This window comes from Sphingomonas ginsengisoli An et al. 2013, assembly GCF_009363895.1.
Classification (GTDB): domain Bacteria; phylum Pseudomonadota; class Alphaproteobacteria; order Sphingomonadales; family Sphingomonadaceae; genus Sphingomicrobium; species Sphingomicrobium ginsengisoli.
Genome location: NZ_CP045434.1, coordinates 517,363 through 538,569 on the forward strand (window position 1 = coordinate 517,363; position 21,207 = coordinate 538,569).

A 21,207-nucleotide genomic window follows, 5' to 3' on the forward strand; every position below is an offset into this window, starting at 1 on the left:
GGAGCGCGTCGATTGCGCGTCCTTGCGGTTGTTCAGCGTGCCGTTCTCGGCCTCGCCCGCGCGCATCGTCTTTATTTCCGGCTTGCGCCAAATCTTCTTCGCCACGCGAGCCTCCTTGGGCAGACCGGGATCGGTCCGTTACGGTCCGGCCGTCGTAAATTGGACGGTGGACCGTAGCAAGCAGCTAAATCGTTCGAATAAGTCGATGTTCCGCCATGATTTCAAGCGCGGCGGAGACATCCTCGCGGCATTGCGTGGGGGTGACGTCATAGTCGGCGACCAGGTGATCGACGAGATCGCTGAGCGCGGTGGGGGTCGCGAGCTGCCGCCAGATGGCGGTGGCGACGTCGTTGAAGCCGAAGCAGAGCCCGTCCCGGGCGTCGAGCGCGACGAGTTCGTCGCCAAGCTCAGCCTCGAGCAGATCGCGGGCGCGGACGAAGGTCGGATTGTCCGCGCTCACCGGCAGTTCCTTCGACGGATGGTCGGGGAGACAGGATTCGAACCTGCGACCCTCTGCTCCCAAAGCAGATGCGCTACCAGGCTGCGCCACTCCCCGACGCGCCGCCGCCTAGCAGCGACGGCGCGCCGAGACCAGTCCTAGCGCTTGTGCTCGGTGGTGTTGGTGGTGACGGTGACGTGGGTGTTGTCGACCTTGTCGCCCGCGCGGCGGGCGGCGTCGCCGGTCTTGTCGGCGGCGTTTGAGACGGCGTCGCCGGTCTTGTCGGCAGCGTTCGAGACCGCTTCGCCGGTCTTGTGGGCGGCGTCCTTGATGACCGGCACCGCGTCCTTGGCGGTGTCCTTGACGTCGTTGCCGGCATCCTTGAGCGCGCCGCCGGCGTCGTTGAGGCCCTTGTTCACGGCATTTTTGTCGATCGAGATGACCGTGCTGCCATTGCCTTCGTCGCGGGCGTTGCACGCGCCCAGCGCCAACACCAGCGCCGCACCCAGGATCAGTTTGCCATTCATCACTTGGTCTCCCCTTGGAGGTTGTCGGTAGTCATATTGCCCGCTTCAGCGCTCATCCTGGCCTGTGCGTTCCCTGCGGCCTGATCGGCGGCATTCATCAGCTCGTGCGTCGAGGCGTTGGTGTCCTGCGGGACCGGCTCGATGCTGTCGTCGGCGGACTGGCCGCAGCCCGCCAGCAGCAGCGCCGCGCCGGCGAGCACGAGGCGAGTCACCGGCGACGGGCGCGGGCGCGCGCCGGAGGCTCGATCGGCCCGGTCAGCACCGCCAGCGCCGCGGTCCACGCCGCGACGTTCTGGCGCAACTGGACGGGGTCGATCTTGTCGAGCGTGTCGTCGGGGGTGTGGTGATAGTCGAAGTAGCGGGTGCCGTCCTGGCTGAGCCCGACGCCGGGCTGGCCGTCGTCGAGCATCGGCTCGATGTCACTGCCGTCGGCCTTGTCGAAGGCGCCGGTGACGATCCCGAGCGGGGCGAGCGCGGCGCCGATCATGCGGGCCTCGTCGCGGCGCTGGTCGCCGAGCTTGGAGGTGACGCGCCAGATGCGGTCGGCGCCGAAGTCGCTTTCGAGCAGCGCCCAGTGCGGCTGCTGGCCATAGCGCTTGCGATAGTCCTGCCCGCCCCACAGCCCGGTTTCCTCCGAGCCGAACCAGACGATGCGGATGGTGCGCAGCGGCTGGCCGGCGTCCATGATCCGCTTGGCGGCGGCGGTGGCGATGGCGACCCCCGAGGCGTCGTCGATCGCGCCGGTGCCGAGGTCCCAACTGTCGAGGTGGCCGCCGACCAGCACCGGCGGCAGCTTGGGATCGCGGCCGGGGACTTCGGCGATGACGTTGCCCGACTGGCCCGGGCGGACCTGGCTGACGAGGGTCAAGTGGAGGCTGACGGGCTTGCCGCGCGCGAGGATGCGGGCGAGCTGCTCGGCATCGGGGATGCTGAGCGCGCCGGCGGGGATCGGCCGGACGCCGTCCGCGAAGTTCTGCACCCCGGCGTGGGGGTTGCGATGGTGGTCGGTGCCGGCCGAGCGGACCACGATCGCGAGCGCGCCCTTCTGCGAGGCGATCGTCGGGCCCAAGCGGCGCGGGGTGCCGCCGGGGCCGTAACTGCTGCCGTCCTGGGTCGGCGCCATGTGGTGGTCGACGAACACGATCTTGCCGCGCACCGCGGCGTCGGGGGCGGCGCGGAGCGAGTCGACGCTGTCGAAGGCGACGATCTCGCCCGTCACGCCGGCGGCGCCGGTCGAGGCACTGTTGCCGAGCGCGGTGACGGCGAGCTTCTGCGGGAAGGGGCTTAGGATTTCGGCACTCTCGGCGCCGCGGGTCCAGACCTGGAGCGGGAAGGTCTCGATGCGGACGTTCTTGAAGCCCATCGCGGTCAGCTTGGCGACCGCCCAGTCGCGCGCGCGGGCCTCGGCGGGGGTGCCGTCGAGACGAGGCCCGATCTCGGTCGTCAGTCCCTCGGTGATGTCCCAGGCATAGTGGTCGTTGTTGAGCGCATCGTCGCGCAGTGCGGCGAGGGGGGCGGGGACGATCACCGGCGGGGGCGGGGGGGCTGGCGCCGTCTGGGCGAGGAGCGGAGCGGCGGCGGCGGCCAGCAGGGCGGCGGTGAGGGGCTTGATCATCCCGCCTGCCTAATGCGGCCAGCCGGTCACAACAAGCGAAGCTGTTGGCCGTCGGGCGGGCGGAACAGGTCGCGGCGAAGCACGGTGCGGGTGGTGCCGAGCCCGTAGCGCGCGACCGCCTTGTCGAAGCGGGTCTTGAGGAGGTCGGCCCAGACCCCCGTGCCGCGCATCCGCGAGAAGAAATTGGGATCGTTGTCCTTGCCCCCGCGCATCGCCCGGATGGTCGCCATCACCTTGCCCGCGCGGTCGGGGTAATGTTCGTCGAGCCAGGCGCGGAAGAGCGGCGCGACCTCGTGCGGCAGGCGGACAGGGAGGTAGAAGCCGCCGCGCGCGCCGGCCTCGGCCCCGGCGGCGACGATCGATTCCAGTTCATGGTCGGTGATCATCGGGATGACCGGGGCGACCGCGAGCAGGGTCGGAACGCCGGCCTCGTTAAGGGCTTTGAGCGCCGCGATCCGCTTGCGGCCCGCGGGAGCGCGGGGCTCGAGCGTGCGGCTGATCCTGGGGTCGAGCGAGGTCACCGACAGCGCGACCGCCGCCAGCCCCTCGTGCGCGGCGGGGGCGATGAGGTCGAGGTCGCGCAGGACCCGGTCGCTCTTGGTGGTGATGGTGAAGGGGTGCTTGGTCTCGATCAGCACCTCGAGGATCTGGCGGGTGATCTCCCACCGTTCCTCGATCGGCTGATAGGGGTCGGTGTTGGTGCCGAGCGCGATCGGGGCGACGTCGTAGCCGGGCTGGCTCAGGGCCGCGTGGAGCAGCTTGGGCGCGTCGGGCTTGGCGAACAGGCGGCTTTCGAAATCGGCGCCGGGGGAGAGGTCGTGATAGGCGTGGGTCGGGCGCGCGAAGCAGTAGATGCAGCCATGCTCGCAGCCGCGATAGGGATTGACCGAGCGGTCGAAGCCGATGTCGGGCGAGCGGTTGCGGGTGAGGATGGTCTTGGGCCGCTCGACCGTGACGGTGGTGCGGCGGACGCCGACGCCGTCGAGCACCTCGACTTGGTCGAGCCAGTCGCCCTCGATCGTCCGCTCCGCCAGGTTGAAGCGGGTGGGCGTGAGATTGCGGGTCGCCCCGCGGCCGGAGAGCGACTCGGCTGGCATCGGATAAGCATAGGACGAGAACAAAGAGCGAACAAGCGCGGGAACAGGCGCCGAACGTCAATTTGCCACGAAGCTGATTCGAAACTGTAATGCTTTGGCTTCAAGGGCTTGGGGGTGAAGAACCCTTTTCCCCAGGGCACCGCGCCGTTCGAAGTCCTCAGCCTGGCCGAGGAACAGCGCCGGGCCGACGACGCCGATCGCCGCCGCCGCGACCGCCAGCGGCGCGCGGGCTTTCCGCTGAGCTACCTGTTCCGCAACTAGGCTAGCGGCGGCTCGCGGTCGGGAAGGCGGGCCATTTGTGCTGCGCCATTTCGGTCAGGGTCGGGGCCGAGCGACCGTCGAGCTGCTCGTAGACCCACATGTTGCGGAGCACGGTGGGGATGTAGAAGCGCGTCTCCCAATAAGGCACGCTCTCGATCCACAGCAGGGGGTCGCCGCGGTCGTTGACCTGCCAGCGCCCGACTGGGAGCGAGCCGGCATTGTAGCTGGCGATGACCTTGGGGAGCTGCCCTTGCGTTTCGGAACGGCCCCGCATCGCCTCGATCCAGCGCTGGCCGAACTCGATGTTGGTGGCGGGATCGCGCAGGTCGCCGGTGGGGACGTTGCCGATCCGCGCGAGCACGGTCATCGTCGACGGGACGACCTGCATGAGGCCGACCGCGCCGGCGGGGCTGATCGCCTCGGCGCGGAAGGAGGATTCCTGGAGCGCGTGGGCCATCGCCAGCGCGGGGTCGATCCGCCAGCCGCTGCGCGGGCTCCACGACGGGGCGGGATAGCGCGCGGCGGGCGGCACCTGCGACCCCGGCGGGCCGAAGTGGGCGAGGTAATGCTGGGTCGCGGCGAGCTCGAGCCGGCGGGCGACGTTGATTAGGCTCAATTGGTCGGCGGGGCGGCCGAGGCGCGACTGGAAGCGGAGATACTGGCCGGCAAGATCGCGCTCGCCGATCCGCGCCAGCTCGACCGCGCGGCGGACGTTGGGGAGGTTCTCGACCTGTGGGTCGACCGCGGTGGCGGCCGGGGGGAGTCTGGTGTCCATGCCGAGCGAGCGGCGGGCGATCATCCCGTAGAAGGTCTCGTTATATTGCGCGGCGGCGCGCATCAGCGGATTGACCTCGGCCGGGTGGCGGCAGGCCATTTCGGCGCGCGCCGCCCAGTAGAGGCCGCCGGCGCGCAGCGATGGCTCGCTGGCGCCGCCGCCGACGATGCGAAAAAGCGAGGCGGCCGAGAGGCAGTCGTTCTGCCGCCACGCCGCGAGGCCCGACACCCAGGCGTTCTGGATCGCCCACTCGCCGGTGGCGCCGAGCCGTCCCGCCTCGGCCACGCGGCGGGCGCTGGGGTCGTCGCCGCGGACGTAATAGATCCATGCGACCCGCTGCGCCGCCTCGGCCCGCGCCTCGGGCGAGAGCAGGGGGGCGCTGGTGTTGAACAGCAATTCGGCATTGGCGGCGTCGTCGATCTTGACCAGTGGGTCGAGCGCGAGGCGGAGCTTGTCGGCCTCGGGCTCGCCGGTGACCGAGCGGGCGCGGGTGCGGCGCGGGGCGTAGCCGAGCGGGACCACCGCATAGCGCTGAGCGATCCGCGGGGTGTCGATCCCGCCGCGCGCCTCGGCCATCCGCTGGAGCTGGTCGCCCTTGGGGAGGTCGGGGGCTTCGAGCAGCAGGTCGTAGAGCGCGTCGAGGCTGGCTTTGGGCGAGCCCTTGGCGGTGTAGAGCTCGGCCTTGGCGACGGGGGTGAGGATGTTCTTTGGGAGCGCGGCGATGCCCGCCTGCGCGGCGGCCCACTGGTTGAGGCGGATGGCGTCGAACACCCCGCGCCAGTCCCTGGGAACGGCGATCACGACGGCGGTCGGCGGCGGGGCTTCGGCGGGGGTGGCGTCACTCGGCTCGCCGGGAGGGAGCGGAACCTTGACCGGGTCGGTGATGACTTGGGCCGGGGCGGTCGTTCGCGTCGGCGCCGGGGTGGGCAGCGTCGGGCCGGTAGGCAAGGGCGCGAGGGGGTCGTTGACGGGTTGCGCCGCGATCAGAAGGACGGCGGCCAAGCTCATGGATACGCTCATGATATCTCTTCGCTCATCAACAGGAGCAGGTCGCGCCAGGCATGCGCCTTGTGGGGCGGATGGCTGAGCAACTGGCGAGGGTGGAAGGTGACGACGGCGGGAATGTGGTCGATGCGGTGGATGCGCCCGCGGGCCTGGACGAGCCCCTGGCCGGTCAGCGCCTTGGCGGGGCCTTCGCCGAGCAGCAGCAGGCGCTGGGGCGCGGCGAGCGCGATGTGGCGGCGGATCTCGGCCCCGCACTCGACCGCCAGCCGCGGGTCGAGCCGCCCGGCGGGCGCGGGGAAGCAGGCGAGCGCGGCGACGTAGACCTGCTCGGGGGTGAAGCCGATCGCGGCGAGCATGCGCTCGGTCAGCGCCCACGCCTCGCCGGTGATCGGGCGGCCTTCGCTCGAGCCTTCGCGCTCGGGCAGGTCGGCGACGATCATCAGCGGCGCCTGCGCGGGTCCGTGGGGGAGCGCGCGACCGGCGCCGGCCTGGAACAAGGGCAGATCGAGCCCCTCGCGCAGCCAGGCCTGATAATCGTCGAGGCTGTCGAGCGCGGCGCGGCCGGTGGCGGCGGCCGGCGTGAGGGCGATGGGAGCGGCGGGCGCGGGCTCGGCGGCTGGGTTCTGGCGCAGCCAGTCGCGCGGGGCTTCGGCGACGGGCACATCGACCCCCGCGTCGAGCCACCAGCCGAGCAGGCTGGCCGCGACGGCCCCATCCAGCACTGACTGATCCCCACCCGACACGGGGCAATCATAGCCCTTGTCGCCATTGACGCCACTATCATTGCAAGGGCAGGGCAAGCGAAATGGCTGACGAACGGCACGGATGGGCGAAGGGCGAATGAGCGAACGCGAGTCGATGGACTATGATGTCGTGATCGTGGGGGCGGGCCCGGCGGGCCTGTCCGCGGCGATCCGGCTGAAACAGCTCGCCGCCGAGGCCGGCAAGGACGTCAGCGTCTGCGTGCTCGAGAAGGGCTCGGAAGTCGGCGCGCACATCCTCTCGGGGGCGGTGATCGATCCCCGGAGCCTCGACGAACTGCTGCCCGAGTGGCGCGAGGACGACAGCTGCCTGCTCAATCGCGTGCCGGTGACGAAGAACGAGCATTGGGTGCTGACCAAGCGCAAGCACTTCCACTTGCCGCACCTGATGATGCCCGGCTTCCTCGACAATAAGGGGACGTTCACCGGCAGCCTCGGCAACCTCTGCCGCTGGCTGGCGGGCAAGGCCGAGGAGCTTGGCGCCGAGATTTTTCCCGGCTTCCCCGCCGCCGAAATCCTCTACGCCGAGGACGGCTCGGTGAAGGGCGTGGCGACCGGCGACATGGGGGTGGCGCGCGACGGCCACCACAAGCCCGACTACCAGCCGGGGATGGAGATCCACGCCCGCTACACCTTCTTCGCCGAAGGGGCGCGCGGCTCGCTGACCAAGCAGTTGAAGCGCCAGTATGACCTCGAAAAGAACTGCCAGCCGCAGGTCTACGGGATTGGCATCAAGGAATTGTGGGACATCGACCCGGCCAAGCACACGCCGGGACGGGTGATCCATACGCAAGGCTGGCCGCTCGGCGACGCCTGGGGCGGAGGGTGGATCTACCACCAGGACAATCACCAGCTGTCGATCGGCTTCGTGGTCGCGCTGTCCTACAAGAACCCGCACCTGTCGCCGTTCGATGAGATGCAGCGGTGGAAGCATCACCCGGCGATCAAGGAGATGCTCAAGGGCGGTCGGCGGGTGTCGTACGGCGCGCGGGCGATCAACGAGGGCGGGTGGCAGTCGATTCCCCAGCTCGCTTTCCCGGGCGGAGCGCTGATCGGCTGCTCGGCGGGGTTCGTGAACGTACCGCGGATCAAGGGTACGCACACCGCGATGAAGAGCGGGATGCTCGCCGCCGAGGACGCCTTCAAGGCGATCGCGGCCGACCGCCGCGGCGACGTGCTCGACGGCTATGAGCCGGCGGTCCGTAACGGCTGGATCGGCGAGGAATTGCGCAAGGTGAAGAATGCCGAGCCGGCGGTGTCCAAGCTGGGCTCGACCATCGGCACGCTGGTCGCGGGCGCCGACATGTGGATGCGGCAGCTGAAGATCGGGCTGCCGTTCGAGCTGAAGCATCATCCCGACCATGAGACGTTGTGGCGGCGCGACATCGCTCCGCCGATCGACTATCCCAAGCCCGACGGGGTGATCAGCTTCGACAAATTGTCGTCGGTCTTCCTGTCGAACACCAATCACGAGGAGGATCAGCCGATCCACCTCACGCTGAAGGACCCGACGGTCCCGACGCGGATCAACCTGCCGCAATATGACGGGCCAGAGCAGCGCTATTGCCCGGCGGGGGTCTATGAATATGTGGTTGAGGAGGGTGCGCCGCGGCTGCAGATTAACGCGCAGAACTGCGTCCACTGCAAGACCTGCGACATCAAGGACCCGACCCAGAACATCAACTGGGTGACCCCGGAGGGCGGCGGTGGCCCCAATTATCCGAACATGTAGCTTGGGCCTCGCCGCGGTTGCCGCGGCGATGGTGGCGAGCGCCCCGGCGCAGGCGACCCGGCTGGTCGACTATCGGCCGAGCGCGGTCAGCACCTTCGCCACCGCCCGCGCCGCTGAGCTGCGCGGCGACAGCCGGCGGGCGGCCTCGCTCTATGCCGCGCTGGCCGCCGCTGATCCCACCAACAAGGTGGTCGCCGACCGCGCGATCGCCCAGGCGACCACCGGCGGCGACATGCCGCTGGCGCTGCGGCTGATCGGCCGGCGGCCGCCAGTGACGCTATCGGTCGAGGCGCGGCTGCTGCTTGCCGCCAACGCGCTCAAGAGCCGCAAGCCCGATCAAGCGGTGCAATTGCTCGCGCTCGACGCGCCGGCAGGCAGCCTCAAGTTCCTCGCCCAGCCGATGCTGGCGTGGACGCTGATCGAGCGGCGCGATCCGCGCGCGACCGCGGCGGTCGACGCCATCCCTGCCGAGGGAGTCGCGGCGCCGCTCAAGCCCGAGCTTGGCGCCTTCGCGCTGCTCGCCCAGCGCAATACCGCCGGCGCCGACCCGCTGGCGCGACGGGCGATCGACTCCGCCGGGGGCCGCGCGGTGGCGCTGCGGCTCGCCTTCGCCGATGCGTTCCTGCGCGCCGGGGATCAGCCGCGCGCGCTGGCGCTGCTCGACGGCAGCGAGCCGGCGGTGCGCCGGGCGCGAGCGCTGGTCGCCGCCGGGCGCCGCCCGGACGGGGCGGTCGAGACGGCGGCGCAGGGCTATGGCCTGATCCTCGACGCGCTCGCGCTCGACCTGAACCGCGAGAGCGGGCAGTCGCTGCCGGCGGTGCTGGCGCAGGTGGCGCGCTTCGCCGATCCGGGGAGCGACTATACGCGGCTGCTGGCGGGCGCGCTGCTCGGCCAGGCCGACCGCACCCCCGACGCGCTCGCCGCGCTGCGCAGCATCGACAATAACAGCGCCTATGCGAGCCAGGCGCATGACGCCGAGGTGAGCCTGTTGAACAAGGCCGAGCGGCGGCCCGAGGCGCTGGCCCGGGCGCAGGCCTTCGCGCAGGCGCGCGACGCTGATTATGCCGACTGGGGGCGGCTCGGCGACACGCTCGACGGGATGGACCGCCAGGCCGACGCCGCCGCGGCTTATGGCAAGGCGATCGCGCTGTTGCCGCCCGACCTCCCCAACGCCTGGCAATTCTACCTGCTGCAGGGCGCGATGCTCGAGCGGGCGGGACGGTGGGAGGAGGCCAAGGCGTCGCTGACCAAGGCGCGCGCGCTGGCGCCGCAGAGCCCGACGGTGCTCAACTATCTGGGTTACGCGCAGCTCGAGCGGGGCGAGAATCTCGACGCCGCCGAAGCGCTGATCGCCGAAGCGCACCGGCTGGCGCCCGACGATGCGTCGATCACCGATTCGCTTGGTTGGGCGCAATACAAGCGCGGCAAGGTGAGCGAGGCGATCAAGACGCTGACCGAGGCCGCCGCCAAGGACCCGACCGAGGGCGACATCCACGAGCATCTCGGCGACGCGCTCTACACGGCGGGGCGGCGGTTCGAGGCGCGCAACAGCTGGAATGCCGCGCTGGTCGTCGCCGACGACAAGAGCCGGCCGCGGCTGGTTTCGAAGCTGCAGACGGGCCTTGGCGCCGGCAACGCCGCTCGCTGAGGTGAGCGCCGCGGCCGGGCGGTGGAGCGAGCTCGCGCCCGCCAAGCTCAACCTCGCGCTGCACGTCCGCGGGCGGCTGCCCGACGGGCGCCATGCGCTCGAGACGATCTTCGCCTTCTGCACCGACGGCGACCGGCTGTGGGCCGAGCCCGCGCCCGAATTGTCGCTGACCGTCACCGGGCCGTTCGCGGCGATGCTCGACGACGGGCCCGACAACCTCGTCAGCCGCGCCGCGGCCGCGCTGGCGGGCGAGGCGCGGGTCGGACGAGGGGCACGGCTGATCCTCGACAAGAGATTGCCGGTTGCCTCGGGGATCGGCGGGGGCTCGGCCGACGCGGCGGCGGCGCTGCGGCTGCTGACCGCGATGTGGCGGCTCGATCCCGCCATCGCCGCGCGGGTCGCGCCCGAGCTCGGCGCCGACGTGCCCGCCTGCCTGCTGTCGCTGACCAGCCGGGGCGAGGGGGCGGGCGACCGGCTGGCGCTGGTCGACGCGGGGGTGGCGGGGGCGCCGGTGCTGCTCGTCAATCCGCGCGAGGGGCTGGCGACGGGCGCAGTGTTCGCCGGCTGGGACGGGGAGGATCGCGGGCCGCTCGGCGACTGGCGCGAGGGGCGCAACGACCTCGAGGCGCCGGCTAGGCGGCTGGTCCCGGCGATCGGGGCGGTGCTCGACTGGCTGCGCGAGCAGCCGGGGGCGCAATTCGTGCGGATGTCGGGGTCGGGGGCGACCTGCTTTGCTTTGTTCGAGGGCGAGGCGGAGCGCGATGCCGCCGCTGAGGCCTGTCCGCCGGCGTGGTGGCACCTCGCCAGCGTGCTGCGCTGATGCGCCCGGTTCTTACCGCCGCGGCGATGCGTGCCGCTGAGGAACAGGCGATAGCGGGCGGGACCCGCGTCGAGACGCTGATGGAGCGCGCGGGGGCGGCGCTGGCGCAGGCGACGCTCCGCTTCGCCGGGCCGGCGCCGGTGCTGGTGCTGTGCGGGCCGGGCAATAATGGCGGTGACGGTTATGTCGCGGCGCGGCACCTCGCCGCCGCCGGGGTCGAGGTGCGGGTGGCGGTGCTGGCCGAGCCGGCGACCGAGGTGGCGCGGTGGGCGCGGGGACAGTGGACGGGGGCGGTCGAGCCGCTGGCCGAGGCCGTGGCGGCGCCCGTGCTGATAGATTGTCTGTTCGGAACGGGTTTGAAGCGTGGGCTGGAAGCGGCTGTTCGCGAACGGCTTTCCGCTTTGGCGGCCGAGGCGCGGTGGCTTGTGTGCGCGGACCTGCCGAGCGGGGTCGAGGCCGACAGCGGGGCGATCCTCTCGCCGGTGCCGCGTGCCGACCTGACGGTGGCGTTCGGGGCGCTCAAGCCGGCGCACCGGCTGATGCCGGCGATGGCCGAGATGGGGCGGGTGGTGCTGGCCGAGATCGGAATCGACGCCGACACGCGCTGGCATGAGCTGGCGCGGCCGACGCTGCCGCCGCTCGCGCCCGATGCGCACAAATATACGCGCGGGCTGGTCCATGCGCTGGCGGGCAAGATGCCCGGGGCGATCGCGCTTGCGGCGAGCGCCGCCGCGCGGGCGGGGGCGGGTTATGTCCGGGTTTCGACCAGCCGGCCCATCGAGCATCTGCCGGCGGCGGTGGTGCAGACCGACACCGCGACGCTCGCCGACCCGCGGATCGGGTGCATCCTGGTCGGGCCGGGGATGGGCGAGCTGCCGCAAATCCTGACGCTGGCGCTGACCAGCCATGCGGCCAAGGTGATCGACGCCGACGCGCTCGGCCAGGTCGGCGAGCCCGAGCGGCTGCGCGGGCAGGACGCGATCGTCACCCCGCACGCGGGGGAGTTCAAGAAGCTGTTCGGCGAATTGCCCGGCAGCAAGCCCGAGCAGGCGCTGGCGGCGGCCGAGCGGTCGGGGGCGGTGGTGGTCTTCAAGGGTCCCGACACGCTGGTCGCGTCGCCCGACGGGCGGCTCGGCCTCGCCCCGCCGGCGCCGGCGTGGCTGGCGAGCGCGGGGACGGGCGACGTGCTGGCCGGGATGAGCGCGGCGCTGCGGGCGCGCGGGATGCCGGCGTTCGAGGCGGCGAGCGCGGCGGTCTGGCTCCACGGCCGTGCTGCCGAGCACGCCGGGCCCGCGATGATCGCCGACGACCTGCTCGCAGCGATCCCGCACGTCCTTTGAGCGAGCCAATCGTCCGCATCGCCGCGCGAGGCGACGGGGTGACCGCGAGCGGCCGCCACTTCGCGCTCGCCGCGCCGGGGGATCTGGTCGATGCGGACGGGGCGCTGACCCCCGGGCCGCATCACCAAGTGCCGCCATGCCGTCATTTTCCCGACTGCGGCGGCTGCCAGCTCCAGCATGTCGATGACGATGCCTATCGCGCCTATTTGGTCGACCGGGTGACGGGCGCGCTGGCGCAGCACGATATCGCCACCGAGGTCCGCGCGCCGCATCTGTCGCCGCCGCGCAGCCGCCGGCGGGCGACGCTGCGCGCGCTGCGGGTGGGGAAGGGGGTGGCGATAGGGTTCAACGCCGAGCGCTCGCACCGGATCGTCGATTTGCGCGAATGCCATGTGCTGCGGCCCGAGTTGTTTGCGCTGGTCGCGCCGTTGCGGTCGCTGCTGGTGACGATCCTTGGCCGCAAGGGGCCGGGCGAGGTCCGGCTTACCTTGTGCGACCAGGGGGTCGACGTGGCGCTGAGTGGGGTCGTGGCCGAAGGGCTCGCGGCGGCCGAGGCGCTGACCGATTTCGCCGAGACCCATCGGCTCGCCCGGCTTAGCCTCGACGAGGGCTACGGGCTCGAGGTGCGCTATGAGCCGCGGCCGGCGACGGTGACGCTGGCGGGGACGCCGGTCGGGTTGCCGCCGGGGGCGTTCCTCCAGGCGACCGAGGATGGCGAGGCGGCGCTGGTCGCGGCGGTGATCGAGGCGGTCGGCAGCCCGCGCCGCAGCGCCGACCTGTTCGCTGGCTTGGGCACCTTCACGCTGGCGCTACCGGGGCAGGTCTATGCCGCCGAGGCGGCGCGCGACGCGGTGCTGGCGCTCAAGGCGGCGCGGCCCAATCAGTCGATCGAGCATCGCGACCTCTATCGCCGGCCGCTGACCGCCGAGGACCTGGCGAATTTCGACGCGGTGGTGCTCGATCCGCCGCGAGCGGGGGCCGAGGCGCAGGTCCGCGAGCTGGCCGCGGCGGCGGTATCACGGGTGGCCTATGTGAGCTGCAATCCGGCGACCTTCGCGCGCGACGCGAAGTTGCTGGTCGACGGCGGCTACCGGCTCGAGTGGGTGCGGCCGGTCGGTCAGTTCCGCTGGTCGACCCACATCGAGCTGGCGGCCTGCTTCAGGCGTGCGCCAGGCTGAGCGCCGCGTGCAGCGTCATCGCGGCGAGGCACAGGGCCGAGAGCATGAAGACGGCGAAGCGGATACGGACCACGTTGCTCGTAACCTGGATGAGGCTGTGGACGATGCGCAGCACCACATAGGCCCAGGCGAGGTAGAGGTTGATCGCGAAATGGTCGCCCATCGCCACCAGCGCGAGGGTGATCGCGTAGAACAGGGTCGGCTGTTCGTGCAGGTGGGCGTAATTGTGCGCCGGCCAGTTGACCTTGCCCGGGACCGCTTTCTCAAAATCGACCCCGCGCGAGCCGGGCGGTGGGGTCACCCCGGATTCCTTGATCTTCGGCAACCGCGCCGCCGCCAGCCAGAGCAGCATCACCAGCGTCCAGCTGACCAGTACGACGATTGGACCGAGCAATGGATTGTGCGTCATGATATCCCCCTGACCGCGCTTTTGCGGTAACCATGACTGAAGCGAAACGATCTCCTACGCAAGCATGACAGAGACTTAAGTAACCGCGCTTTCCTCCCACGAGTAAGACGACCCGAATGGCCGACCGCAGCGTTTTTCATGATCCCACCGGACGCCGGCGCAAGCGCTTCACGCTCGCGCTGACGCTGTTCATTTTGCTGAACCTGCTCGCCGCGGCGGCGCTGTTTGCCTCGATCCGATTGTTGCCGGCGGCGCCGCCACTGCCGATTGCGCTCGAGCGCGGCAAGGCGGTGACCCCGCCGCAGCAGAGCCTGCTCAAGCGGACCAGCGTCAGCATCGACCATGCGATCCAGCGGCTGTTGGGTACCCGCCCGCCGAGCGCGCGACGGGTCGGCGCGCTGCCCTCGGTCAAGGCGGCGGCCGCGCTCGGCCAGCGGGTCAGCGTCGGCTTCTACACGCCGTGGGACCCGAGTTCGGTCAGCTCCTTGAAGGCGCATATCGGCGATCTCGACTGGCTCGCCCCGGTGTGGGTGACGATGACCGGGCCCAACCACCAGCTCCAGGCGCTGCCCGACAGCGCGGGGCGGGCGATCATCAACGGCGCGGCGCACCGGCCGCTGATCCTGCCGGTCGTGCAGAATGCCGCCAACGGGGTGTTCGAGGGTGCCAATGCCGGGCGGATGCTCGCCAGCCCTGCCATGCGCAAGCAGTTGCTCGATCGGCTCGAGCCGTTCCTGGTCGCCAACCATGCCTCGGGCGTGCTGTTCGACCTCGAGGAACTCGACCCCGCGGCGCAGGCCAATTTCCGCCTGCTGCTGGGTGAGGCGAAGAAGCGTTTCGCCCCGCGGCACTGGATCATCGCCTTGGCCGCGCCGGTCGGGGCCGACTGGGACCTCGGCGCCTTCGCGCGGGTCGCCGACCGCGTCTTCCTGATGGTCTATGACGAGCATAGCAACGACGGCGAGGCCGGGCCGATCGCGTCGGAGGCATGGTGGGCCAACCAGGTCCGCGCCGCGCTCAGCCAGGTGCCGCGCGACAAGGCGGTCGTGACCATCGCCAATTATTCCTACGACTGGCACGGCAAGAGTGCCGACGCCAATTCGGTCGAAGAAGCGTGGCAGGAAGCGGCCGAGAGCGACGCGGTGCCTATGTGGGACCGGGCGAGCGGCAATTCGACCTTCGCCTATGACGATGAGAATGGCGAGCGCCACACCGTCTGGCTGCTCGACGCGGCGAGCGCGTTCAACCAGCTGAGCCTGCTCGAGCGGGCGGGGGTCCGTGACGTCGCTCTGTGGCGGATGGGGGCCGAGGATCCGGCGCTGTGGACCGAGTTCGGGCGCTCGGCGACGCGGCCCTTGAACGCCGGGCTGCTCCAGTCGCTGGCACAGGTCAGCAACGTCGACGTCGAGGGCAATGGCGAAATCCTGCGGATCACCTCGCTGCCGTCGGCGGGACGGCGGAACATCACGATCGGCCGCAACGGGCTGATCGACGGGGTCGACTTCAAGCAACTCCCCAAGCCCTACACGATCAACCGCACCGGCGATCAGCCGGGGCTGATCGCGCTGACCTTCGACGACGGGCCCGACCGCCGCTGGACTCCGAAAATCCTCGACATCCTCAAGTCCAACCATGTCCCGGCGACCTTCTTCATCGTCGGCGAGAACGGGCTAACCGAGTACAGCCTGCTGCGGCGGATGATCGACGAAGGCAATGAGATCGGCAGCCACACCTATACGCACCCCAATCTGGCGACGACCGGGACCGCGCGGACGCTGTTCGAGCTCAATGCGACGCAGCGCCTGTTCCAGGCCTTTACCGGGCGGTCGTTGAAGCTGTTCCGTGCGCCCTATTTCGGGGACGCCGAGCCGACCACCGCCGACGAAATCCTCCCCGCGCTCGAAGCGCAGCAGCGCGGCTACATCAGCGTCGGTCTGCACGTCGACAGCGAGGACTGGCAGCGGCCGGGCGTGCCGGCGATCGTCAACAATGTGGTGACGGGGGTGCTGGCCGGGACCCCGGACCGCAGCGCCAACATCATTCTAATGCACGACAGCGGCGGCGATCGGGCGGAAACCGTCGCCGCGCTGCCGCAGATCATCGCCCAGCTGAAGGCGCGCGGCTACCGTTTCGTCCCGGTGTCCGAGCTGGCGGGGCTGAGCCCGGCGCAGGCGATGCCGGTGCTGAGCACCGCCGACCAGGCGACCGCGCAATTCTCGCTGTTCCTGTTCCTGGCGCTGGGCTTCCTCGTCACCAGCCTGGGCGTGCTGTTCGCGGTGGCGCTGACTCTCGGGGTCGGGCGGGCGCTGGTGCTGAGCGGGCTGGCATTGCTGAACGCCCGGCGCGAGCTGGCGCGGGTCAAGCCGCCGATCGATCCCGCGACCTTCGTCACCGTGCTGATCCCGGCCTATAATGAGGAAGCAGTGATCGAGCGCTCGGTCCGCACCGTGCTCGCCAGCACCGACGTCAAGCTCGAGGTGATCGTCATCGACGACGGGTCGAAGGACCGCACCTCGGCCATCGTCCGCGATGCGTTCAGCGGGGACGAGCGGGTGCGGCTGCTGACGCTGGAGAATGGCGGCAAGGCGCACGCGCTCAACCAGGGGCTGGCGCTGGCGGGGGGCGAGATCGTCATCGCGCTCGACGCCGACACCCAGTTCGAGCCGACCACCATCGCGCGGCTGGCACGGTGGTTCGCGGCCGATCCCAAGCTCGGCGCGGTGGCGGGCAACGCCAAGGTCGGCAACCGGATCAACCTCATCACCCGCTGGCAGGCATTGGAATATGTCACGGCGCAGAACCTCGAGCGGCGTGCGCTCGCCTGGCTCGGCGCGATGACGGTGGTGCCGGGCGCGGTGGGGGCATGGCGCCGCGCGGCAATTGCCGAGGTCGGCGGCTATCCCGGCGACACGCTGGCCGAGGACCAGGATCTGACGATCGCGGTGCAGCGTCTGGGCTGGGAGGTCACCTACGATCAGTCGGCGGTCGCCTGGACCGAAGCGCCGCACTCGATCCGTCAGCTCGCCCGCCAGCGCTTCCGGTGGGCGTTCGGCACGATCCAGTGCCTGTGGAAGCACAAGCGCGTGATCAGCTCGGGCAAGCCCAAGGGGCTGGCGTTCATCGGCCTGCCCCAGGCGATCCTGTTCCAGCTGCTGTTCGCGCTGGTGTCGCCGCTGATCGACCTCGCGCTGATCGTCAGCATCGTGACCACCAGCCTGTCGATCCACGATCACGGCCTCACCTACGTCCAGGGCGACTTGAACCGCATGGCGGCCTTCTGGCTGCTGTTCGCGGCGATCGATCTCGTCGCGGGGCTGATCGCCTTCGCGCTCGAGCGGCGCGAGCGGTGGCGGCTGATCGTCTGGCTGCTGCCGATGCGCTTCGTCTATCGCCAGATCATGTATTACGTGGTGATCAAGGCGACGATCCAGGCGCTGCGCGGGCCCAAGGTCGGGTGGACCACGGTCGCGCGGCGTGGCTCGGTCGAGCTCAAGCCCGCGGCGCCGGCGAAGAAGCTCGAGACGGTCGACTGAGCATAGAAAAAGGCCCGCCGCTCGGGGGAGCGACGGGCCCATTTTCTGGTCGAAGCGTCGAGGCTTAGTCGAACAGCTTGGCGAAGGCGCGCTTGGCGCGGGTCTTCCAGTGGCCGCGATGGTAGGCGTCGGAGGCCAGCAGCGGCAGCACGCTGGTCGCCTCGGCGAACACCATCTGCTCGAGCGCGGTCGAGACCTTGCCCCAGCTCGCCGCCTCCTGGAGGGTCGAGGAGGAGCAGGCGCCGTCGCGGACGTCGGCGACGGTGATCTGCACGGCGTATTTGTGCACCTCGACATCGTCGTGGCCGAGGATCTCGGCGCAGACCACGGTGTCTTGGGTAAAGTTCTTGGGCACGCCGCCGCCGATCATCAGCAGGCCGGTGGTCCCCGCCTTGATCTTGATGTCGGTCAGCTCACGGAAGTCGGCGATGGCGTCGAGCACCATGTAGGGCTTGCCTTCCTTCATCCGGTCGACCTGGTGCTTGACGAGGCCGAAGCCCGCCGAGCTGTCGACGAATGCCGGGCAGAAGATCGGCACGTCATGCTCGTAGGCGAGCTGGACGAGGCTGCCCTGCTTCTTGGCGTTGCCCTCGCTCAGCCACTTGCCCATCTCGCGGATGAAGGCGCGGCTGGAGTAGGGCTTGGGGTCGAGGGCATCGGCGATGCGGCCGATGGTGAAGTCGCAGTCCTGCAGCTGCGTCTCGTCGATATAGGTGTCGTAAATGCGGTCGATGTAGAGCGAGCGCAGCGTGTCATCGTCAGGGATTTCAAGCGCTTGATAGTGCTTGTGGCCAAGCGCTTCGAAGAAATCCATGTCGACGATCGAGGCGCCGGTGGCGACGATCGCGTCGACCATATTCGAGCGGACCAGCTCGGCATAGAGGTCCATGCAGCCACCGGCCGAGGTCGAGCCGGCGATCACCAGGATGACCGAGCAGTCTGGATCGGCCAGCATCTGGTTGTAGATGCCGGTCGCGCGCGACAGGTCGCGGCTGGTGAAGCTCATCTTGCCCATCGCGTCGACGATCGGGCGGGCGTCGAACTTGGTGATGTCGATATGCTCGACGGTCGACGACAGCAGCTCCGCCTTGCGGGTGTCGTTGATCTTGGTCTCGGTGTTCATGGGTTTTCTTCCATCCTGCTTTGGACAAGATGCTCGTCATTCATACGCCGTCACCCCGGGCTCGACCCGGGGTCCACCTGTCCTTCGAGCGAGCAAGAAGAAGGTGGATGCCGGATCAAGTCCGGCATGACGGTAATGGTTGCGCCTGGACGCTTAGCGGTGACGAATTACAGCGTCACGACGTTGGAGCGCTGATCCTCACGGGTCACCGCGCCGTAGAGGCTGGCCATCGGTTCGTCGGTCACGACCACCGCCGGCGCGGTGGCCGAGCCGAAGCCGTTGAACGCGGTCCGCATCGCCGAGCCGTAGGCGCCGAGCATGCCGATCTCGATATAGTCGCCGGCCTTGACGTCGCCCGGCAGGACGAAGGGGCCGGCCATCTGATCGAGATCGTCGCAGGTCGGGCCGTAGAAGCTGAACGGCATGTCGCGCGTATCGGACTCGGTCTCGCGAACGAGGCTGACCGGGAAGCGCCAGGCGATGTGCGCGGCGTCGAACAACGTCCCGTAGGCGCCGTCGTTGATGTAGAGTTCGTCGCCGCGGCGCTTCTCGACCCGCACCAGCACGGATGCATATTCGGCGCACAGCGCGCGGCCCGGCTCACACCACAGTTCGGCCGAGTAGCTGATCGGCAGCTTCTCGAACGCCTCGTGGATGACCGCGAAATAGGTCTCGAGCGGCGGGGGCTCCATCCCCGGATAGGAGGAGGGGAAGCCGCCGCCGACGTCGACGATGTCGACGGTGACCGCCGCCTCGACGATCGCGTCGCGGACGCGCGCCATCGCCTCGGCATAGGCCGCCGGGGTCATCGCCTGGCTGCCGACGTGGAAGCACAGGCCGAGCGCGTCGGCGGCCTGGCGGGCCGCCATCAGCAGCGCCTTCTGCTCGTCGGGCGCGGCGCCGAACTTGGACGCCAGGCTCAGCTTGGCATGCTCGCTCGACACCCGCAGGCGGACCAGCAGGTTCAAGTCGGTGGCGGCAACGCCCTCGGTCGAGGTCGCCGCGACGATCTTGTCGAGCTCCTCCATCGAATCGAGGCTGAAGGTCTTCACGCCGTGCTGGAAATAGGCCTCGGCGATCGCTTCCTCGGCCTTGACCGGGTGCATGAAGCACAGGGTCGCGTTCGGCAGGGTGCCGGCGACCAGGCGCACCTCACCGATCGAGGCCACGTCGTAATGCGTGACCCCGCCGTCCCACAGCACCTGCAAGAGGTCTGGGGAGGGGTTGGCCTTGACCGCATAGAGCGACCGGCCCGGAAACTTCTCCACGAAGAAGCGGGCGGCACGGCGAGCGGCATGCGGACGGAGAAGCGTGACCGGCTGCACCGGCTTCGACTTCGCGATCTCGGCCGCGCCGGAAACGACGGCGGGGCCAAACGGGGCGGACGCTAGCCCCAGCGCGCGATGATGCTTGTGCAACTCAAGGGACCTCCAAATGCCTCGCGGCAATCATTGACGAAAAGCTGCCTTGCGGTTGGAAGTCCCATGGGGCAGCGGAGGCGCGATATATGGAGGGGGGTCCCTTAACGCAACATTTTTGTCGCATGGTTTTCGGACCCGCGGCACCGCTCGTCGCAACTGCGCCACACCCCGTCCAAGCCGCTGACAAGCATAAGGAATTTCACAAGTCGTGACTCTCGACCATGACTCGATTGTGGCAGCCGCCGAGCGCATCGCTGGGCTGGTCGAGCGCACGCCGCTCATCGAAGCGAATCTGCCGGGCGGGCGGGTGTGGCTCAAGGCCGAGTGCCGGCAGACCGGGGGCAGCTTCAAGCTGCGCGGGGCGACCAACCGGTTGCTCCAGCTGAGCCAGGCCGAGCGGCGCGCCGGGGTGGTGGCTTTCTCCTCGGGCAATCATGCGCAGGGCGTGGCGATCGCGGCCGCACGGCTGGGCATCCCGGCGACGATTGTGATGCCGGCCGACGCGCCAGCGCTGAAGGTGGCGGGGACGCGCGCTGAGGGGGCGGAGATCGTCTTCTACGACCGCGGACACGAGGATCGCGTCGCCATCGCCGAGAAGCTGGCGGCGGAGCGGGGCGCGGTGGTGGTGCCGAGCTTCGACGATTACGCCATCGTTGCGGGCCAAGGGACGGCGGGGCTCGAGACCGTCGCGCAATGCCCCGAGCCGGTGCGGCGGATCCTCGTCTGCACCGGGGGCGGGGGGCTGGCGGCGGGGATCGCGCTGGCGGTGCCGGAAGCCGACATCATCTGCGTCGAGCCCGCGGGGTGGGACGACATGGGGCGGTCGCTTGGCGCTGGGCGAATCGAGCCAGTCGGCCCGAACCCGCCGCCGACGCTTTGCGACGCGCTGCAGACGCCGCTGGTGTCGCCGATCACCTTCGGCGTGCTGGCAGAGCGCGGGGCGCGGGGAGTGTCTGTCAGCGAGGACGAAGTGAAGGCGGCGGTGCGCTGGGCGTGGCGCGCGCTTGGGCTGGTGGTCGAGCCTGGCGGGGCGGTGGCGCTGGCGGCATTGCTGGCGGGCAAGGTGGCGGTCGAGCCGGGGACAGTGGCGACGCTATCGGGCGGGAATATCGATCCCGCGCTGCATGAGAAGATCGTCGGGGAGGGCCGCTCGTCCTGAGCGGAAGCCCGCAGGGCTGAAGTCGAAGGGCGCCCTTCGACTGCGCTACGCTCCGCTCAGGACGAGCGGAGGGACGCTTAGGCGACGGCGGTCCGATATTCGCCGGGATCGACCTGCGAAGGCGAGTTGCGCTCGACGGTGCGGGTCAGCTCTTCGAGCTCGGCAGCGAGAATCTGCAGTTCGGCGGCGAGTGCCTTGGGATCGACCTCGGCGAGATTCTCGGAAGCGTCGAGGAGCGTGTCGAGCATCATCGCGATGCACGGCAGGATCGTCTCCTCGATCCGGTCGAACGCCTCGGTCAGGCGGTCCTGCTGTTCGCGCACGTTCATGAAGCTGCTAGCTAGCGCGGCGAAGTTAAGAAACT

19 protein-coding genes and 1 tRNA gene are annotated in these 21,207 nt (G+C 69.9%); 8 read left to right on the plus strand and 12 right to left on the minus strand.

Features of this window, described 5'->3' with window-relative positions; all coding sequences use genetic code 11:
* Positions 1-184: 184 nt before the first annotated feature.
* The 6 genes from GCU42_RS02500 to GCU42_RS02525 form a co-directional block, all read right to left on the minus strand.
* Complete coding sequence (locus GCU42_RS02500; protein WP_162789242.1) at positions 185-460, minus strand: PqqD family protein; 276 nt, start codon at positions 458-460, stop codon at positions 185-187.
* A gap of 19 nt (positions 461-479) precedes the next feature.
* A tRNA-Pro gene (locus GCU42_RS02505) sits at positions 480-556 on the minus strand.
* Positions 557-597: 41 nt separating this feature from the next.
* The gene (locus tag GCU42_RS02510; RefSeq protein ID WP_114227992.1) at positions 598-966 is read right to left on the minus strand and encodes a hypothetical protein; all 369 of its coding nucleotides are present in this window, start codon (positions 964-966) and stop codon (positions 598-600) included.
* Positions 966-1,178, minus strand: coding sequence for a hypothetical protein (locus GCU42_RS02515; protein ID WP_114227991.1), 213 nt, complete (start codon positions 1,176-1,178; stop codon positions 966-968). Before GCU42_RS02515 ends, GCU42_RS02510 begins: the two co-directional genes overlap by 1 nt.
* On the minus strand, positions 1,175-2,581 hold the full coding sequence (locus GCU42_RS02520; protein ID WP_114227990.1) for a M28 family peptidase: 1,407 nt from the start codon (positions 2,579-2,581) through the stop codon (positions 1,175-1,177). The genes GCU42_RS02515 and GCU42_RS02520 overlap by 4 nt, the downstream gene beginning before the upstream one ends.
* Before the next feature lie 26 nt (positions 2,582-2,607).
* Positions 2,608-3,678 (minus strand): PA0069 family radical SAM protein, encoded by a 1,071-nt coding sequence (locus GCU42_RS02525; protein WP_114227989.1) that lies wholly within the window; start codon positions 3,676-3,678, stop codon positions 2,608-2,610.
* A 114-nt stretch (positions 3,679-3,792) separates the two neighbouring features.
* On the opposite strand from GCU42_RS02525, the gene GCU42_RS14945 reads away from it, so the two are divergent.
* Complete coding sequence (locus tag GCU42_RS14945; RefSeq protein ID WP_162789240.1) at positions 3,793-3,939, plus strand: hypothetical protein; 147 nt, start codon at positions 3,793-3,795, stop codon at positions 3,937-3,939.
* Between the two features lies 1 nt (position 3,940).
* On the opposite strand, the gene GCU42_RS02530 is transcribed toward GCU42_RS14945, so the two are convergent.
* Positions 3,941-5,722, minus strand: a complete 1,782-nt coding sequence (locus tag GCU42_RS02530; protein ID WP_114227988.1) for a lytic transglycosylase domain-containing protein — start codon at positions 5,720-5,722, stop codon at positions 3,941-3,943.
* Positions 5,723-5,730: 8 nt separating this feature from the next.
* Positions 5,731-6,441 (minus strand): uracil-DNA glycosylase, encoded by a 711-nt coding sequence (locus tag GCU42_RS02535; protein WP_114227987.1) that lies wholly within the window; start codon positions 6,439-6,441, stop codon positions 5,731-5,733.
* Between the two features lie 118 nt (positions 6,442-6,559).
* On the opposite strand from GCU42_RS02535, the gene GCU42_RS02540 reads away from it, so the two are divergent.
* Genes GCU42_RS02540 through GCU42_RS02560 form a run of 5 tightly spaced genes read left to right on the plus strand, consistent with a single transcriptional unit; the run spans position 6,560 to position 13,198 of the window.
* Positions 6,560-8,212: an electron transfer flavoprotein-ubiquinone oxidoreductase gene (locus GCU42_RS02540; protein ID WP_114227986.1), complete on the plus strand. Its 1,653-nt coding sequence runs from the start codon at positions 6,560-6,562 to the stop codon at positions 8,210-8,212.
* Between the two features lies 1 nt (position 8,213).
* Positions 8,214-9,860: a tetratricopeptide repeat protein gene (locus GCU42_RS02545; protein WP_114227985.1), complete on the plus strand. Its 1,647-nt coding sequence runs from the start codon at positions 8,214-8,216 to the stop codon at positions 9,858-9,860.
* Position 9,861: 1 nt separating this feature from the next.
* Entirely contained in the window at positions 9,862-10,680 is an 819-nt protein-coding gene (locus GCU42_RS02550; RefSeq protein ID WP_240309484.1) for a 4-(cytidine 5'-diphospho)-2-C-methyl-D-erythritol kinase, read from the plus strand.
* Positions 10,680-12,020, plus strand: a complete 1,341-nt coding sequence (locus tag GCU42_RS02555) for an NAD(P)H-hydrate dehydratase (RefSeq protein WP_114227983.1) — start codon at positions 10,680-10,682, stop codon at positions 12,018-12,020. Before GCU42_RS02550 ends, GCU42_RS02555 begins: the two co-directional genes overlap by 1 nt.
* Positions 12,017-13,198 carry a class I SAM-dependent RNA methyltransferase gene (locus GCU42_RS02560; RefSeq protein ID WP_114227982.1) on the plus strand — a complete coding sequence of 394 codons (1,182 nt, stop codon included), beginning with the start codon at positions 12,017-12,019 and terminating at the stop codon, positions 13,196-13,198. The genes GCU42_RS02555 and GCU42_RS02560 overlap by 4 nt, the downstream gene beginning before the upstream one ends.
* On the opposite strand, the gene GCU42_RS02565 is transcribed toward GCU42_RS02560, so the two are convergent.
* Positions 13,179-13,607: an MAPEG family protein gene (locus tag GCU42_RS02565; protein ID WP_114227981.1), complete on the minus strand. Its 429-nt coding sequence runs from the start codon at positions 13,605-13,607 to the stop codon at positions 13,179-13,181. The two genes, GCU42_RS02560 and GCU42_RS02565, sit on opposite strands and share 20 nt — an antisense overlap.
* Positions 13,608-13,723: 116 nt before the next feature.
* Between GCU42_RS02565 and GCU42_RS02570 the strand changes: the two genes are divergently transcribed.
* Positions 13,724-17,140: a trifunctional glycoside hydrolase family 18/polysaccharide deacetylase/glycosyltransferase family 2 protein gene (locus GCU42_RS02570; protein ID WP_114227980.1), complete on the plus strand. Its 3,417-nt coding sequence runs from the start codon at positions 13,724-13,726 to the stop codon at positions 17,138-17,140.
* Positions 17,141-17,204: 64 nt separating this feature from the next.
* Here the strand turns inward: GCU42_RS02570 and GCU42_RS02575 are convergent, their stop codons facing one another.
* Together GCU42_RS02575 and GCU42_RS02580 are read right to left on the minus strand one after the other, a co-directional pair.
* Positions 17,205-18,263, minus strand: coding sequence for a 1,9-bis(guanidino)-5-aza-nonane synthase (locus GCU42_RS02575; RefSeq protein ID WP_114227979.1), 1,059 nt, complete (start codon positions 18,261-18,263; stop codon positions 17,205-17,207).
* A gap of 167 nt (positions 18,264-18,430) precedes the next feature.
* The gene (locus GCU42_RS02580) at positions 18,431-19,681 is read right to left on the minus strand and encodes a type III PLP-dependent enzyme (protein ID WP_114227978.1); all 1,251 of its coding nucleotides are present in this window, start codon (positions 19,679-19,681) and stop codon (positions 18,431-18,433) included.
* Between the two features lie 211 nt (positions 19,682-19,892).
* Between GCU42_RS02580 and GCU42_RS02585 the strand changes: the two genes are divergently transcribed.
* On the plus strand, positions 19,893-20,843 hold the full coding sequence (locus GCU42_RS02585) for a threonine ammonia-lyase (protein ID WP_240309483.1): 951 nt from the start codon (positions 19,893-19,895) through the stop codon (positions 20,841-20,843).
* 77 nt (positions 20,844-20,920) lie between these two features.
* On the opposite strand, the gene GCU42_RS02590 is transcribed toward GCU42_RS02585, so the two are convergent.
* A complete protein-coding gene (locus GCU42_RS02590; RefSeq protein ID WP_114227977.1) occupies positions 20,921-21,172 on the minus strand; it encodes a hypothetical protein in 252 nt (83 codons plus the stop codon).
* Positions 21,173-21,207 lie beyond the last annotated feature (35 nt).